This is a genomic window from Micromonospora sp. MH33 (assembly GCF_003013775.1).
In the GTDB taxonomy this organism is placed as follows: Bacteria; Actinomycetota; Actinomycetes; order Mycobacteriales; family Micromonosporaceae; genus Micromonospora; species Micromonospora fulviviridis.
Genome location: NZ_MUYZ01000179.1, coordinates 1 through 14,006 on the forward strand (window position 1 = coordinate 1; position 14,006 = coordinate 14,006).

Genomic DNA, 14,006 nt, shown 5'->3' on the forward strand with positions numbered 1-14,006 from the left:
CTCGGGCGGCGCGCACCGCCGTCGCCGACGTCCGGGCCGGGCTGCTCGCCCGGCGCACCTGGCTCGGCGTGGTGGCGGCCTCGACCGTGGTGGTCGCCGGCCACCTGGCCACCTTCGTGGTGGCGGCGCGCACCGCGGGCGCCGACGCGCCGCTGTCCCGCCTGGTGCCGCTGACCCTGCTGGCGCTGCTCGCTATGGGACTGCCGACCAACGTGGGCGGTTTCGGGCCGCGCGAGGGGGTGGCGGCCTGGGCGTTCGCCGCGGCCGGCCTGACCGCCGCGCAGGGCGTCGCCACCGGCACGGTCTACGGGGCGCTGGTCCTGGTGGCCAGCCTGCCGGGCGCCGCGGTGCTGCTGGTCCGCCGCCGTCCGAGCGTGGAGCCCGGCGACTGTCGGTGATCCCGCCTACGGTGAGGGTGCGAGGTGTGCGTTGCCGGCGCGTCCGGCGGCCCGGACTGAGGAGAAGCATTGGACGAAACGCTGCCCACCGCGACGGTCCGGACCCAGGTCACGGTCCCCCTGCGGTTTCCCGACGGGTACGTGACAACTGCCCGGGTGCACTCCTTCCACGGCCTGGTCGACGGCCGCGAGCACCTCGCCATCGGGCTCGGCGAGCGGCGCGACCCGGACGCCTCCCCACCGCTGGTCCGACCGCACAGCGAGTGCCTGACCGGGGACGTCTTCGGCAGCCAGCGCTGCGACTGCGGCCCGCAACTGCGCGAGGCGGTCGAGCGGATCGCCGATGCCGGCGGCTACCTGCTCTACCTGCGCCAGGAGGGCCGGGGCATCGGTCTCTACGCCAAGCTCGACGCGTACGCCCTCCAGGACGGCGGGCTGGACACCTACGAGGCGAACGTGGCGCTGGGCCGGGGCGCCGACGAGCGCGACTACACGGTGGCCGCGCAGATGCTCGCGGCGCTGGGCGTGACCCGGGTGGCCCTGCTCAGCAACAACCCGGACAAGGCCGCTCAGCTGGAGCGGCTGGGCGTCACGGTGGTCGACCGGGTGCTCACGGGCGTGCACCTGTCCCCGGCCAACGCGGGCTATCTGGCCGCCAAGGTGACCCGCGCCGACCATGCCCTCGACCTGCCCTTCGTGCCGTGACCGGCCGGCCGTACGTGCTGCTCAGCTGCGCGATGTCGATCGACGGCTACATCGACGACGCCACCGCCGAGCGGCTGCTGCTGTCCAACGACGCCGACCTGGACCGGATCGACGCGGTCCGGGCCGCCGCTGACGCGATCATGGTGGGCGCCGCCACGGTCCGCCGCGACGACCCCCGGCTGCTGGTGCGCAGCGAGCGGCGGCAGGCCGAGCGGGTGGCCCGCGGCCTGCCCCCGTCCCCGGTGAAGGTCACCGTCACGGCCAGCGGCGACCTCGACCCGACCGCCCGGTTTTTCACCATGGGCGACGGGCCGAAGCTGGTCTACTGCCCGAGCGGCGTGGCGGAGAAGACCCGGGAGCAGGTGGGCGCGGTGGCCACCGTGGTCGAGGCGGGGGAACCGGTCACCCCGCACGTGGTCCTCGCCGACCTGGCCGGACGCGGCGTCGGCCGGCTCATGGTGGAGGGCGGAGGCACCCTGCACTGCCAGTTCCTCACCGCCGGTGTCGCCGACGAGCTGCACCTGGTGGTGGCGCCGTTCTTCGTGGGCGACCGCCGGGCGCCCCGGTTCGTCGGGGACGGCCGCTTCCCGTGGCACCCGGGCCGCCGCGCCCGGGTCGTCGAGGTACGCCAGATCGGCGACGTGGTGCTCACCCGCTACGCCCTCTCCGACCGCTGCCCCGACGGCTGACGGCGTCGCCCCTCAGAGCACCTGGGAGAGGAAGCGGCGCAGCCGCGGGTGCTCCGGCGCCTCGAAGACGGCAGCCGGCGGGCCGGCCTCCAGCACGACGCCGGCGTCCATGAAGGCGACCGTGTCGGCCACCTCGCGGGCGAAGCCCATCTCGTGGGTGACCACCACCATGGTCATGCCGGCGGCCGCGAGGTCGGCCATCACCGCGAGCACCCCCTTGACCAGCTCGGGGTCGAGCGCCGAGGTGGCCTCGTCGAAGAGCATCACCTGCGGCCGCAGCGCGAGGGCCCGGGCGATGGCCACCCGCTGCTGCTGACCGCCGGAGAGCTGCGCCGGCCGGACGTCGGCCTTGTGGGCCAGCCCGACCAGGTCGAGCTGGGCGCGGGCCACCCGCACGGCCTCGTCCTCGGGGAGCTTCTTGAGCTTGCGTAGCGCGAGGGTGAGGTTGCGCAGCACGGTCATGTGCGGGAAGAGGTTGAACTGCTGGAACACCATGCCGATCCGCTGGCGCAGCGCGTCCGGGTCGTCGCCCAGCACGCTGCGCCCGTCCAGCAGCACGTCGCCCCGGTCCGGCTCGATGAGCCGGTTGATCGTCCGCAGCAGCGTCGACTTGCCGGAGCCGGACGGGCCGATGACGCAGGCCGTCCCGCCCCGGGCCACTTCGAGGTCGGCGCCGCGCAGGACCTGGTGCCGCCCGAAGGCCAGGTGCACGTCGCGGACGGCCAGGCTGACCGAGGTGGCGGTGGCGGTGGTCATCGCGGGTCCTTTCCGGTCGGCGCCGGCGCACCGGCGGGGTCGAGTTCGACGTCCAGGTCGGGGGCGGCCACCGCCCGGCCCTGCCGCAGCCGCCGGTCGATCCAGTTGACCGCGTGGGTCAGCGGCACGGTCAGCACCAGGTAGAACAGGCCGGCCAGCAGCAGCGCGGACTCGTTGCCGGTGGTGGCCGCGTAGTCCTGGCCGATCCGGAACAGCTCCCGCTGGCTGGCCACCAGGCCGAGGAAGTAGACCAGGCTGGAGTCCTTGATCAGCGCGATGAGCTGGTTGACCCAGGCCGGCAGCACCCGGCGTACGCCCTGCGGCACGATGACCAGGCGCATCGCCTCGCCCCAGGAGAAGCCGAGCGCCCGGGCCCCCTCCAGCTGGGCGGCCTCCACGCTCTGGATGCCGGCGCGGAAGATCTCTCCGATGTAGGCGGCGGCGATCAGCGACAGCGCCAGCACGCCGAGCGGGTACGGGTTCGGACCCCACACCTGCATGCCCAGCGGCGCCAGGCCGACACCGATGAGCAGGATGGTCGCCGCTGCCGGCAGGCCGCGGAACACGTCGGTGTAGACCCGGGCCGGCCACCGCAACCATCGGGTACGCGAGATGCCCGCCACGGCCAGCAGCATGCCCAGCACCGAGCCGAGCAGGGCGGCGGAGACCGCCAGGATCAGCGTGTTGGGCAGCCCGACGGTGAGCATCTCGGGCAGCGCCTCGCGCATGGCGTCCCAGTCGAAGAAGGTCTCCCACAGGGTGCTCAGTGGATCCATGTCTCCGTCCGCCCCGCTCGTCTCAGTCGTTCCGGGTCAGGAAGCCGCCGACGGCGACGGCACGGTGACCGTGCCGCTGCCCGGCTTGAAGTCGGCCGGGATCGGCCGGCCCGGGTAGTACTGCGCCTGGAGCTTGGTCCAGGTGCCGTCGGCGATCACCTCGTCGAGGCCCTTGTTCAGCGCCTCGCGCAGCTTGTCGTTGCCCTTGGCCACCGCGTACGCGGTCGGGGCCGGGCTGAGCTGCTTCGCGGCCACCGTGATCTTGCCGTTGCTGTCCGCGGCGGACTTGTCGCCGATCTCGGCCGGGGCGATCCAGGCGTCGGCCGTGCCGGCCTTGAGCTGGTTGACCGCGCCGTTGTAGTCGGGCACCCGGACCGGGTTCAGGTTCTCCCGCGTGGCGTAGTCGTCCTGCACGGTGCCCTGCACGACGACGACCCGCTTGCCGGCGAGCTGGTCGAAGCCGGTGATCGGGGAGCCGGCCGGCACGTCGAGCCCGAAGTAGCCGAAGTCGTAGCCGTTGCCGAAGTCGACGGTCTTCTTCCGGGCCTCGGTGATGGTGATGGAGGAGCTGCCCACGTCGAACTTGTGGTTGTTGACCTGGGAGAGCAGGGCGGAGAAGTCGGTGCCGACGAACTCCACCTTCAGGCCGGCCTTCGCGGCTACCGCGGTGAGCAGGTCGTTGTCGAAGCCGGTGAACTTGCCGTCCTTCAGGTACACGTTCGGCGGCGCGTCGGTGAGCGTGCCGGCCCGCAGCACGCCGGCCTGGAGCAGGCCGTACGGGTTGGCGGCCTCGCTGGTGGCGCCGTCGTCACCGCAGGCGGTGAGGGCGGTGGCGGCGAGCACGGCGGCGGCGCCGAGCGCGGCGGCGCGGGTCAGGGCGGAACGGATTCGCACAGGTGTCTCCAGGGTCCGGGGCGGCGTGGGCGCACGCCGCCGACGGCGCGCCCGAGGCGGGCGAGCCGGAAGGGATGGTGCGGAAGGTGGGGGAGTGGCGCTCAGCGCGCGTCGGCGCGGCGACAGGCGTCGCTGCTCACCCGCATCAGGTCGACGTGCCGCCGCTTGACCAGCGCGAAACGCGCCGGATAGGCGATGCCGTCGGCCGGCGGGGTGCGGAGCTGAGCAGACATGGTTCCCTCTGGTCGGTGATGACCTGGGTACCAGGCCACGCTTGCACCGGCGGCTGCCGGTGCCTGGTCCTCACCCGGGGCACCCCACCGCGGAGGAGGGTTGCCGGCCAGCGAGCCGGGGCTTGACGCTGGCGCTCATGACCTGCCGAGAAGGCTAGCAGCAGCGCCACCCCGGACGTCCAGCCGTTATGACCGTGCTCACGCCCGTGCCTTACCGGCGAGTCGGCATGACCGGGGCGTCGCGGCCGGTGCCGTGCCGGGACCGGCTCTTCTGCTCGTGGTAGTCCTGCTCGACGTTGACCGTCCAGACGTCGTGGCCGGCGCCGTGGGCGATGTTCTCGGCGGCCAGCATCGCGGTGAGCATCGAGTGGTCGGCGTTGTTGTAGCGGTGCATCCCGTTGCGCCCCACCGGGTGCACGTTCGGCACCTCCCGGGCCAGCCAGTTCCGGATCACGTCCACGTTGTGCTGGTAGCGCTCGTCGTAGACCGGGTACGCCTTCGGCATCCGGACCACGTAGCCGGCCTCCACGCAGCCGGGCCGGACCAGGCCCAGCCGCTCCAGTTCGGCGGTGGCGAAGGCGACCAGGTCCGCGTCCGGGGTCCGCCACATCTCGTCGTCCTCGAAGACGAAGTACTCCAGCCCCAGGCAGGTCCGCCCGTCCTTGACCAGGTACGGCGACCAGGAGCCGAAGTTCTGGATCCGGCCCACCTTGGCGGCCGGGTCGTGCACGTAGATCCAGTTGTCCGGGAACGAGAACTCCTCGGGCACCACCAGCGCGACGGTCAGGAAGTCCCGGTAGCGCAGGTCGTCGGCGGCGGCCCGTACCTCCGGCGGGGCCTCCGGCTGCATGGCCCGCACCAACGCGGAGATCGGCATCGAGGAGATCACGTGGTCGGCCGGTTCGGTGCGCTCGCCCCCGGCGTCGACCACCGTGACGGCGGTGGCCCGCCGCCGCGCCGGGTCCCGGTGCACCTCGGTCACCCAGGTGTTGGTGCGGACCGTGCCGCCCCGCTTCTCCACCTCCTCGGTACAGCGCTCCCACATCATCCCGGGGCCGTGCTTCGGGTACTGGAACTCCTCGATGAGGCTGGTCACGTCCTTGCGGTTGCGCCGGGGCAGCAGCGCGTTGAGCACCGCGGTGGAGAGCGACAGGTTCTTGATCCGCTGGGCGGCCCAGTCGGCCTGCAACTGGTCGGCCGGCATCCCCCAGACCTTTTCGGTGTACGTCTTGAAGAAGATCGAGTAGAGCCGCCAGCCGAACCGGGCCGACACCCAGCCCTCGAAGTGCGACTGGTCCTTCGGCGGGCGCAGCCGGGCCCGCCCGTACGAGCCGACGCAGCGCAGCGCCTCCAGCAGGCCGAGGTTGCGCAGCGCGTTGCCGGCGTTGAGCGGGTAGTCGTAGAGCGCGCCCCGGTAGTAGATCCGGCTCATCCGCGGCCGGAGCAGGAAGTCCTCGTCGGGGAGGATCTCGTGCCAGAAGTCCTCCACTCGGGAGACCTTGGTGAAGAACCGGTGTCCGCCGATGTCGAATCGCCAGCCGTCCCGCTCCACCGTGCGGCTGATCCCGCCGACCACGTCGTCGGCCTCGTAGACCCGGACCGGCTCGCCGTGGCGCAGCAGCTCGTACGCGGCGGTCAGCCCCGCGGGCCCCGCCCCGATGATCACGGTCCCGTTGCCGTCCCCCATGCCGTCCTCCGCCGCCAGCCTGCCGATGCGGCAGCGCCCTTACCCGTCCTGCCCCCCGACTCACCTGCGCCCGCGATCCGCGACGCCCGGGTCACCCGTTCGGGGCCCGGCGGGTGTGAACCGGGGCGGAACGGGGATGCGGGGCCGGTTTCCCGGTCCGGGGGTCGGTCGCGGGGCGACCGGTGGGAGCGGGATGCGAGACGAGCGGCGGGCCGGGACGACCGACGGCCCCGCCCCGGCGCGGTGGTCGGGCGTGCCGGGGCGGCTGGCGTCGGCCGGCGGGCGGCTGGTCACCCGGATCCCCACGCGCTGGGGCTTCGTGCTCGCCGTCTTCGTCGGCTCGAAGCTGGTGCTCAGCCTGGTCGGGGTGCTGGTGCTGACCGCCTGGGACGGGGTGCCCGGCGCGCCCCCCGCGGACGAGACGATGACGCGGATCCAGCAGGACCGGATCTCGTCGCACCGCTGGATCTCGCTCTGGTTCGCCTGGGACTCGTTCCTCTACGACAACCTGGCCCGGCTGCCGCTGGACCGGCCGTGGAACGACTTCGGCTTTCCACTGCTCTACCCGTTCCTGGCCCGGCCCCTCGCGCCGCTGCTCGGCGGGCACACCGCCTGGGCGCTGTTGCTGGTCGCCAACGTGGCGCTGCTGTTCCAGCTCTGGTTCGCGTACCGGCTGGGGGCCCGGCTGCTCGGCGACGAGGATCCGGGCGACGGCCGGCGGGCCGTCCGGTACCTGCTGCTCCTGCCGACCGCTTTCCTGTTCCAGGCCGCGCTGACCGAGTCGCTCTTCGTCTGCCTCGCCCTGGCCGCGTTCTGGTACGCCGAGCAGCGCCGCTGGCTGGTGGTCGGGATCGTCGGCTACTTCCTGGCGATGAGCCGCTCGGTCGGCTTCGTGGTGGTGATCCCGCTGGCCCTGGTGCTGCTGCGCCAGCACGGCTGGCGCCTGGGTCTCCGTAGCCTGCCGCGCTACGTACGGGAGGGCTGGCCGCTGCTGCTGGTGCCGGCCGGCTGGCTGACCTTCATGGCGTTCTGTCGCTGGCAGAGCGGCGACTGGTTCGCCTACCAGCACGCCCAGGAGAAGGGCTGGGGGATCAAGGTGCAGAACCCGCTCGGGGTGGCCGGGTCGGCGCTCGTCGGCGACAACTCGGCAAACAGGTTCCGGGTCTGGATCGCCGTGGCGATGCTGCTCGTGGCGGCCGTCGGGCTGCGCCGGCGGGCCGACTGGCCGTACCTGGCCTACACGGTGATCGTGGTGCTGGTGCCGTTGTCGATGGGTCCGCCGGTGTACAAGAGCCTGCTGCGCTACCTGCTGGCCGCGTTCCCGGTGGCGCTGGTGCTGGCCCGCTGGGCCCGCCGGCCCGGCCTCGACCCCTGGCTCACCGCCGGGCTGGCGCTGCTCCAGGGCGCGCTGTTCGCGGTGTGGCTCACCTACTGGACCCACCTCATCATCTGAGCCGTCGGGCGCGCTCCGCCGGCGGCCCGCAGAATGGCCGGATGAGCGACCGGCGGGTGACCCTCGACGACCTCGGCGCCTGGCTGATCAAGGGCAACGCGGACGCGGTGGACCTGGCCGGCCGGTACGCCACCGAACTGCACGGCAAGGCGGCCACCACCGAGGCGCAGGCCGCCTGGGCGCTCGCCCACCTCCGGCGCCCGGTCGTCGACGCCGACCGCACCGCCCGCGTGTGGCAGCGGGTGGTCGCCCTCGCCGGCGCGTACGAGATGCACCCCTGACCTGGAATGGGGGCGCCTCACGGCGCCCCCACCGGGTAGGTTGCTCCGGTGTTCACCCTTCCCCTGACCGACGACGCCGAGCTGCGGCAGCTGATGCCGTGGCACGCCGACGAGTTCCTCGCCAACCTCGACCGGTGCCGGGAGCACATCGCCCCCTGGGTGGGCGCGTCCTTCGTGGCCACCGACGCCGAGTCCGCCCGCCGGGTCCTGCAGAACTACGCCGACCGGTGGGCCCGCGACGACGGCGGGATCTGGGGCATCTGGCAGCGCGGCACCCTGGTCGGCGGGGTGCTCTTCGTCTCGCTCAGCACCACCACCGGCGTCTGCGAGGCCGGCTGCTGGCTGGAGGCGGGCGCCGAGGGGCAGGGCCTGGTCACCCGCGCGGCCCGCGTGATCATCGACTGGGCGGTCCGGGAACGCGGCATCCACCGCGTCGAGTGGGTCACCAAGGCCGGCAACGACCGCAGCATCGCGGTGGCCCGGCGGCTCGGCATGAGCCGCGACGGGGTGCTGCGCGGGGCCGCACCCGCCCCGGAGGGCCGGGCCGACATGGAGGTCTGGTCGGTGCTGGCGCCGGAGTGGACGGCCGCCGGCTGACCCGGGGCCGGTCACCCGGCGCGATTTTGTCGTACCCGGACGTCAACATGTGTCCATGGCTGCCCCCGCACTGGCCGACCGGTCCCCTCAGCCGCGCGCCCTGCCGCTGCGCGAGGTCCGCACCCGGCTCACCCAGCTCGTCTCCCTCGCCGAGTTGACCGACACCGTCACCGTCGTGACCCGCGACGGTGATCCGCGCCCGGTCGCCGCGATCGTGCCCGCCGCGGCGGCGCGCACCGCGGCGCAGGCCCGGGTCGACGCCGACCGGATAGCCGCGATCAGCGCCGGCTGGTCCCGGCGGCTGGAGGAGCTGCACCGGCAGAGCAGCCGGCGGCACGCCGCCGAGCTGCGCGCGCTCACCGACGCCCTCGCCGAGGTCTGGGCCGAGCTGGACCGCCGCGCACCGGCCGGCGACCCGGCGCTCGCCCGGCTCCGCGCCGCCCACACCGACCTGCTGCGCGGCTGACCGCGCGGCCTCCGACCAGCTCGGATCGGAGGCCGCGGGAGTACGTCAATCCCGGCCGCGCTGCCGGCGGTAGCGGCGGATCAGCGCGGCGGTGGAGGAGTCCACGTCGCCGAGGTCCGGCCCGGCCCCGCTGAGCTTCGGCGCGAGCTGGTTGGCCATCACCTTGCCCAGCTCCACGCCCCACTGGTCGAAGGCGTTGATGTCCCAGACCGCGGCCTCGGTGAAGACGATGTGCTCGTAGAGGGCGATGAGCTGGCCCAGCGTCGCCGGCGTGAGCTTCGGCGCGATGATCGACGTGGTCGGGTGGTTGCCCGGCATGATCCGGTGCGGCACCACCTCCGGCGCGGTGCCCTCCGCCTCGACCTGCTCCCGGGTGCGGCCGAAGGCCAGCGCGGCGGTCTGCGCGAAGAAGTTCGACATGAACAGGTCGTGCATGTCGCCCAGGTCGTGGTTGGGCTGGCTGAACGCGATGAAGTCGGCCGGGATCAGCCGGGTGCCCTGGTGGATGAGCTGGTAGAAGGCGTGCTGCCCGTTGGTGCCCGGCTCGCCCCAGAAGATCTCCCCGGTCGGGTACGTGACCGGACGGCCGTCCCGCGTCACCGACTTGCCGTTGCTCTCCATGGTGAGCTGCTGCAGGTAGGCCGGGAACCGGTGCAGGTACTGCGAATAGGGCAGCACCGCGTGGGTCTCCGCGCCGAGGAAGTCGGTGTACCAGACGTTGAGCAGGCCGAGCAGCGCCGGCACGTTCCGCGCCACCGGCGTGCTCCGGAAGTGCTCGTCCACGGTGTGGTAGCCGTCCAGCAGCTCCCGGAACCGCGCCGGCCCGACCGCCAGCATCACCGACAGCCCGACCGCGGAGGGCAGCGAGTAGCGCCCGCCAACCCAGTCCCAGAAGCCGAACATGTTCTCCGGGTCGATGCCGAAGTCGCGGACCCGCTGCTCGTTGGTGCTGACCGCGACGAAGTGCCGGGCGACGGCGCTGTCGTCGGCGTCCAGGCCGGCCAGCAGCCAGCGCCGCGCCTGGTCGGCGTTGGCCAGCGTCTCCTGGGTGGAGAAGGTCTTGGAGACCACCACGAACAGCGTGCTGGCCGGGTCCAGGTCGGTGGTCTTGTCGTGGATGTCGGTCGGGTCGATGTTGGACACGAACCGGCAGGCGATCCCGGCGTCCCGGTACGCCTTCAGCGCCTCGTACGCCATCACCGGCCCGAGGTCCGAGCCGCCGATGCCGATGTTGACCACGGTGCTGATCCGCTCGCCGGTGTGGCCCCGCCAGGAGCCGGAGCGGACCCGATCGGCGAAGGCCGACATCCGGTCCAGCACGGCGTGCACGTCGGCGACCACGTCCTGGCCGTCCACGGTGAGCGACGCGTCGCGGGGCAGCCGCAGGGCGGTGTGCAGCACGGCCCGGTCCTCGGTGGAGTTGATGTGCTCCCCGGTGAACATGGCGGCGATCCGGTCGGTCAGCCGGACCCGCTCGGCGAGCGCGGTGAGCAGGCCCAGCGTCTCGTCGGTGACCAGGTTCTTGCTGTAGTCCACGTGCAGGTCGGCGACCTCGCCGGTGAGCCGCTCACCGCGTTGCCCGTCCGCGGCGAACAGCTCCCGCAGGTGCGTGCCGCGCATCGCCTCGGCGTGCTTGCGCAGGGCCTGCCATTCGTCCGTGGTGGTGACGTCCACAGCCATCGGGTCGATCTTCTCCTTCACGACGGGTCTGCCAGCGGGCCGGCGTCGCCCCGCTGCCGGCGACCCCACCAGCCTGCCACCCGGAGCGGGCACGCGCGACGCGACCCGACATCGCCCACCCAGTGGGCCCGCCGTGGCACCGCCGCGGTGACACGATGACACCCCTGGGACACCTGTTCGACACGCCGGACACGGGGAGACACCGGCTCGTCGCGGATCGTAAGCTCCGAAAGCTGACCGTACCGGAGGAGGCCCCATGGCGACGGTGATCGGCCCCCGACCCCCGTCCGACGAGGACGAGGCGACGGAAGAATCGCCGCTGCCGGAGCTGGCGGACGGCCACTGGATGAACCGGGCCACCGAATTCGCGCACACCAGCTTCTGGGCGGTGGCCCGCCGGCTGCCCGCGCTGGTCCGCGAGGCCGTCGGCCTGGCCTGGGCGACCAGCCGCCGGGACACCATCGCCTCGATCGGGCTCAACATCGCCGCCGGGGTGCTCACCACGCTGGGCCTGCTCGCCACCACCGGGGTGCTCCGACAGCTCTTCGCCGCCGGCCCCACGCCCGACCGGATCCGCGCGGCGCTGCCCGCCCTGCTGCTCGCCGCCGCCGCGGTGACCATGCGCGGGGCGCTGACGATTGCCGCCGGCTGGGCGCAGGCCCGGCTCATCCCGCAGATCAACTACCAGGTGGAGCTGCGGCTCTTCGAGACCACCACCGCGGTCGAACTGGCCGCCTTCGACGACGCCGGCTTCGCCGAGGAGATGGACCGGGCCCGGGACCGTGGCATGGCCGAGGCGGCGTCGATCGTGGACCACACCGTCAACCTGGTCACCGGGCTGGTGGGGGTGCTGGCCACCGCCGCCGCGGTGACGGTGATCCAGCCGGTGCTGCTGCCCTGCCTGCTGCTCGCGGCCGTGCCGGAGGCGGCCACCGCGGTGAAGATGGCCCGCCGGCAGTACCTCGCCCTGCTGGCCTGGATCACCCGGCGCCGCCGGATGTACCTGCTGGCCCGGCTGATGGCCGACCGGCACACCGCCGCCGAGATCCGCTCCTACCAGATGCGTGACTTCCTGCTCGCCGAGTACCACCGGATGATGACCGTGGAGACCCGGGCCCAGTTGCGGCTGGCCCGCTCGCAGAGCGTCACCCGCGCGGTCGGCCTGTCGGTGACCGGGATCGCCGCGTTCGGCATCTACGCCGTCCTGGGTGGCCTGCTGCTCGGCGGTGTGGTGGCGCTGGCCGCCGCGGCCACCGCGCTGCTCGCCCTTCAGTCCGCCCGGTCCAGCCTGCGCATGGCGGTGTTCGCCACCAACTCGCTCTACGAGGACGCGCTCTACTACCAGGACTACCGCGACTTCCTGGACCGCGCCCGGCAGCGGGTGCCCGCCGGCGGCACCCGGCCGGTGGACGGCTTCGACCGGATCGACCTCGACCGGGTCAGCCTCCACTACCCGGACACCGAGACAGCCGCCGTCGACGAGGTCAGCCTGACCGTCCGGCGCGGCGAGGTGATCGCGCTGGTGGGGGAGAACGGCTCCGGCAAGACCACCCTGGCCAAGCTCATCGCCGGCCTCTACCGGCCCACCGCCGGGGTGATCCGCTGGGACGGGGTGGACACCGCCGAGCTGGACCCCCGGCAGACCGCCGCCCAGGTGGCGGTGATGAGCCAGGACTGGTGGAGGTTCCCGTTCACCGCCCGGCAGAACATCCGGATCGGCCGGCACGACCGGCCCACCGACCGCCCCGGGCCGGAGGTCGAGGACGCCGCCCGGGACGCCGCCGCGCACGACATGATCACCGAGCTGCCGTTCGGGTACGACACGCTGCTGGACCGGCAGTTCAAGGACGGCCAGGACCTTTCCGGCGGGCAGTGGCAGCGGCTCGTGGCCGCCCGCGGTCTCTACCGGGACGCCCGGCTGTTGATCTGCGACGAGCCGTCGGCGGCCCTCGACGCGCGGGCCGAGCACGCGCTCTTCCAGCACCTGCGGCGCCACCCCGACCGGGCCGTCGTGCTGATCACCCACCGGCTGGCCAACGTCCGGCACGCCGACCGGATCTTCGTGATGGACCACGGCCGGCTCATCCAGCAGGGCGACCACGACGAGCTGATGGCCCAGGAGGGCCTCTACCGGGAGCTGTTCGAGCTGCAGGCGGCCGGCTACCTGGCGCAGGCCGGGGAGGCCGGCGGCTGAGAGTTGACCTCGAGCGCGCTCGAACTCCTACGGTGACCGCTCCGGCCGCCGCCCGGTCAGCGCGGCGTCATCCCAGGGAGCCCACATGCGTTACCGCGTCCTCGGCGGCACCGGCATCCAGGTCAGCGTCCACTGTCTCGGCACCATGATGTTCGGGTCGGTCGGCAACCCCGACCACGACGACTGCGCCCGGATCGTCCACACCGCCCTCGACCGGGGGATCAACTTCGTGGACACCGCCGACATCTACTCGGCGGGCGAGTCGGAGGTCATCGTCGGCAAGGCGCTGCGGGGCCGGCGCGACGACGTGGTCCTGGCCACCAAGGTGCACTTCCCGATGGGGGAGGGGCCCAACCGAGGCGGGAACTCGCGACGCTGGATCGTCCGCGCGGTGGAGGACAGCCTGCGCCGCCTGGGCACCGACTGGATCGACCTCTACCAGGTGCACCGGCCCGACCACACCACCGACGTCGAGGAGACCCTCGGGGCGCTCACCGACCTGGTCCGGGCCGGCAAGATCCGGGCGTTCGGCTGCTCGACCTTCCCGGCCGAGGAGATCGTCGAGGCGCAGCACGTCGCGGAGCGGCGGGCGCTCGGCCGGTTCCGCACCGAGCAGCCGCCGTACTCGCTCCTGGCCCGCGGGATCGAGAACGCGGTCCTCCCGGTCTGCCAGCGGTACGGGATGGGCGTGCTGGTGTGGAGCCCGCTGGCCTCCGGCTTCCTCTCCGGACGGTACCGGCAGGGCGCGGCCGTCGACCTCACCGCCGGCCGGCCGGCGCTCACCCCGGCCCGCTTCGATCCGGCGCTGCCGGGCAACGCCGCCAAGTACGCCGCCGTCGAGAAGCTGGTCGCGCTCGCCGAGGAGATCGGCTGCTCGCTGCCGGAGCTGGCCGTCGCGTTCACCGTGGCGCACCCGGCCGTCACCTCGGCGATCCTCGGGCCGCGCACCCTGGATCAGCTTGACGGGCTGCTCAAGGGCGCGGCGCTGGCGCTCGACGACGCGGTGCTGGACCGGATCGACGAGATCGTCCCGCCCGGCGCCAACCTCTACCAGCCGGACGGCGCCTGGGCGCCGCCGGTGCTCACCGACCCGGCCCGCCGCCGCCGACCCCCGGCCGAGCGCGCCGCCGCCTGACACCGGTTGCCGCCGGTCGACGTCCTCAGGCAGGATGCCCGGAATGGTCCGTCCGTCCGCCC

General features: G+C 73.2%; 14 protein-coding genes, 1 pseudogene and 1 riboswitch. Of the genes and pseudogenes, 9 read left to right on the forward strand and 6 right to left on the reverse strand.

Annotated features, from left to right (window positions below; all coding sequences use genetic code 11):
• The 3 genes and pseudogenes from B0E53_RS23610 to B0E53_RS23620 all read left to right on the forward strand — a co-directional run.
• Window positions 1-398 (forward strand): annotated as a pseudogene (locus B0E53_RS23610) (lysylphosphatidylglycerol synthase domain-containing protein); the annotation flags it as partial.
• 69 nt (window positions 399-467) lie between these two features.
• On the forward strand, window positions 468-1,103 hold the full coding sequence (ribA, locus tag B0E53_RS23615; RefSeq protein ID WP_107078060.1) for a GTP cyclohydrolase II: 636 nt from the start codon (window positions 468-470) through the stop codon (window positions 1,101-1,103).
• Window positions 1,100-1,792, forward strand: a complete 693-nt coding sequence (locus tag B0E53_RS23620; protein ID WP_107078061.1) for a dihydrofolate reductase family protein — start codon at window positions 1,100-1,102, stop codon at window positions 1,790-1,792. Before ribA ends, B0E53_RS23620 begins: the two co-directional genes overlap by 4 nt.
• A gap of 12 nt (window positions 1,793-1,804) precedes the next feature.
• Here B0E53_RS23620 and B0E53_RS23625 read toward each other — a convergent pair whose 3' ends face one another.
• From B0E53_RS23625 to B0E53_RS23640, 5 genes are all read right to left on the reverse strand, one after another.
• On the reverse strand, window positions 1,805-2,548 hold the full coding sequence (locus B0E53_RS23625; RefSeq protein WP_107078062.1) for an amino acid ABC transporter ATP-binding protein: 744 nt from the start codon (window positions 2,546-2,548) through the stop codon (window positions 1,805-1,807).
• The gene (locus tag B0E53_RS23630) at window positions 2,545-3,324 is read right to left on the reverse strand and encodes an amino acid ABC transporter permease (RefSeq protein ID WP_107078063.1); all 780 of its coding nucleotides are present in this window, start codon (window positions 3,322-3,324) and stop codon (window positions 2,545-2,547) included. The genes B0E53_RS23625 and B0E53_RS23630 overlap by 4 nt, the downstream gene beginning before the upstream one ends.
• 36 nt (window positions 3,325-3,360) lie before the next feature.
• The gene (locus B0E53_RS23635; RefSeq protein WP_107078064.1) at window positions 3,361-4,218 is read right to left on the reverse strand and encodes an ABC transporter substrate-binding protein; all 858 of its coding nucleotides are present in this window, start codon (window positions 4,216-4,218) and stop codon (window positions 3,361-3,363) included.
• A 101-nt stretch (window positions 4,219-4,319) separates the two neighbouring features.
• Window positions 4,320-4,451, reverse strand: coding sequence for a putative leader peptide (locus B0E53_RS40200; RefSeq protein WP_281492900.1), 132 nt, complete (start codon window positions 4,449-4,451; stop codon window positions 4,320-4,322).
• 32 nt (window positions 4,452-4,483) lie between these two features.
• A riboswitch (SAM riboswitch) is annotated at window positions 4,484-4,594 on the reverse strand.
• Between the two features lie 68 nt (window positions 4,595-4,662).
• Window positions 4,663-6,138, reverse strand: a complete 1,476-nt coding sequence (locus tag B0E53_RS23640) for an NAD(P)/FAD-dependent oxidoreductase (RefSeq protein WP_107078065.1) — start codon at window positions 6,136-6,138, stop codon at window positions 4,663-4,665.
• 193 nt (window positions 6,139-6,331) lie between these two features.
• On the opposite strand from B0E53_RS23640, the gene B0E53_RS23645 reads away from it, so the two are divergent.
• The 4 genes from B0E53_RS23645 to B0E53_RS23660 are packed head-to-tail and all read left to right on the forward strand — an operon-like array spanning window position 6,332 to window position 8,935.
• A complete protein-coding gene (locus tag B0E53_RS23645) occupies window positions 6,332-7,591 on the forward strand; it encodes a hypothetical protein (RefSeq protein ID WP_246835562.1) in 1,260 nt (419 codons plus the stop codon).
• 41 nt (window positions 7,592-7,632) lie between these two features.
• Window positions 7,633-7,872, forward strand: a complete 240-nt coding sequence (locus B0E53_RS23650) for a hypothetical protein (RefSeq protein ID WP_107078066.1) — start codon at window positions 7,633-7,635, stop codon at window positions 7,870-7,872.
• A 48-nt stretch (window positions 7,873-7,920) separates the two neighbouring features.
• On the forward strand, window positions 7,921-8,469 hold the full coding sequence (locus B0E53_RS23655) for a GNAT family protein (RefSeq protein WP_107078067.1): 549 nt from the start codon (window positions 7,921-7,923) through the stop codon (window positions 8,467-8,469).
• A 55-nt stretch (window positions 8,470-8,524) separates the two neighbouring features.
• Window positions 8,525-8,935 (forward strand): hypothetical protein, encoded by a 411-nt coding sequence (locus tag B0E53_RS23660; RefSeq protein ID WP_107078071.1) that lies wholly within the window; start codon window positions 8,525-8,527, stop codon window positions 8,933-8,935.
• Between the two features lie 45 nt (window positions 8,936-8,980).
• On the opposite strand, the gene pgi is transcribed toward B0E53_RS23660, so the two are convergent.
• Window positions 8,981-10,615 carry a glucose-6-phosphate isomerase gene (pgi, locus tag B0E53_RS23665; RefSeq protein ID WP_107078072.1) on the reverse strand — a complete coding sequence of 545 codons (1,635 nt, stop codon included), beginning with the start codon at window positions 10,613-10,615 and terminating at the stop codon, window positions 8,981-8,983.
• Window positions 10,616-10,871: 256 nt separating this feature from the next.
• Here pgi and B0E53_RS23670 point away from each other — a divergent pair, with 256 nt between their 5' ends.
• Together B0E53_RS23670 and B0E53_RS23675 are read left to right on the forward strand one after the other, a co-directional pair.
• Window positions 10,872-12,809: an ABC transporter ATP-binding protein gene (locus tag B0E53_RS23670; RefSeq protein WP_107078068.1), complete on the forward strand. Its 1,938-nt coding sequence runs from the start codon at window positions 10,872-10,874 to the stop codon at window positions 12,807-12,809.
• Between the two features lie 85 nt (window positions 12,810-12,894).
• Complete coding sequence (locus B0E53_RS23675) at window positions 12,895-13,944, forward strand: aldo/keto reductase (protein ID WP_107078069.1); 1,050 nt, start codon at window positions 12,895-12,897, stop codon at window positions 13,942-13,944.
• The last annotated feature ends 62 nt before the right edge of the window (window positions 13,945-14,006 follow it).

Bases quoted from the DNA above. Each gene is read 5' to 3' on its own strand.
- B0E53_RS23625 (WP_107078062.1), bottom strand. From the start codon at position 2,548: ATGACCACCGCCACCGCCACCTCGGTCAGCCTGGCCGTCCGCGACGTG.
- B0E53_RS23630 (WP_107078063.1), bottom strand. From the start codon at position 3,324: ATGGATCCACTGAGCACCCTGTGGGAGACCTTCTTCGACTGGGACGCC.
- B0E53_RS40200 (WP_281492900.1), bottom strand. From the start codon at position 4,451: ATGTCTGCTCAGCTCCGCACCCCGCCGGCCGACGGCATCGCCTATCCG.
- B0E53_RS23640 (WP_107078065.1), bottom strand. From the start codon at position 6,138: ATGGGGGACGGCAACGGGACCGTGATCATCGGGGCGGGGCCCGCGGGG.
- B0E53_RS23645 (WP_246835562.1), top strand. From the start codon at position 6,332: ATGCGAGACGAGCGGCGGGCCGGGACGACCGACGGCCCCGCCCCGGCG.
- B0E53_RS23650 (WP_107078066.1), top strand. From the start codon at position 7,633: ATGAGCGACCGGCGGGTGACCCTCGACGACCTCGGCGCCTGGCTGATC.
- B0E53_RS23660 (WP_107078071.1), top strand. From the start codon at position 8,525: ATGGCTGCCCCCGCACTGGCCGACCGGTCCCCTCAGCCGCGCGCCCTG.
- pgi (WP_107078072.1), bottom strand. From the start codon at position 10,615: ATGGCTGTGGACGTCACCACCACGGACGAATGGCAGGCCCTGCGCAAG.
- B0E53_RS23670 (WP_107078068.1), top strand. From the start codon at position 10,872: ATGGCGACGGTGATCGGCCCCCGACCCCCGTCCGACGAGGACGAGGCG.
- B0E53_RS23675 (WP_107078069.1), top strand. From the start codon at position 12,895: ATGCGTTACCGCGTCCTCGGCGGCACCGGCATCCAGGTCAGCGTCCAC.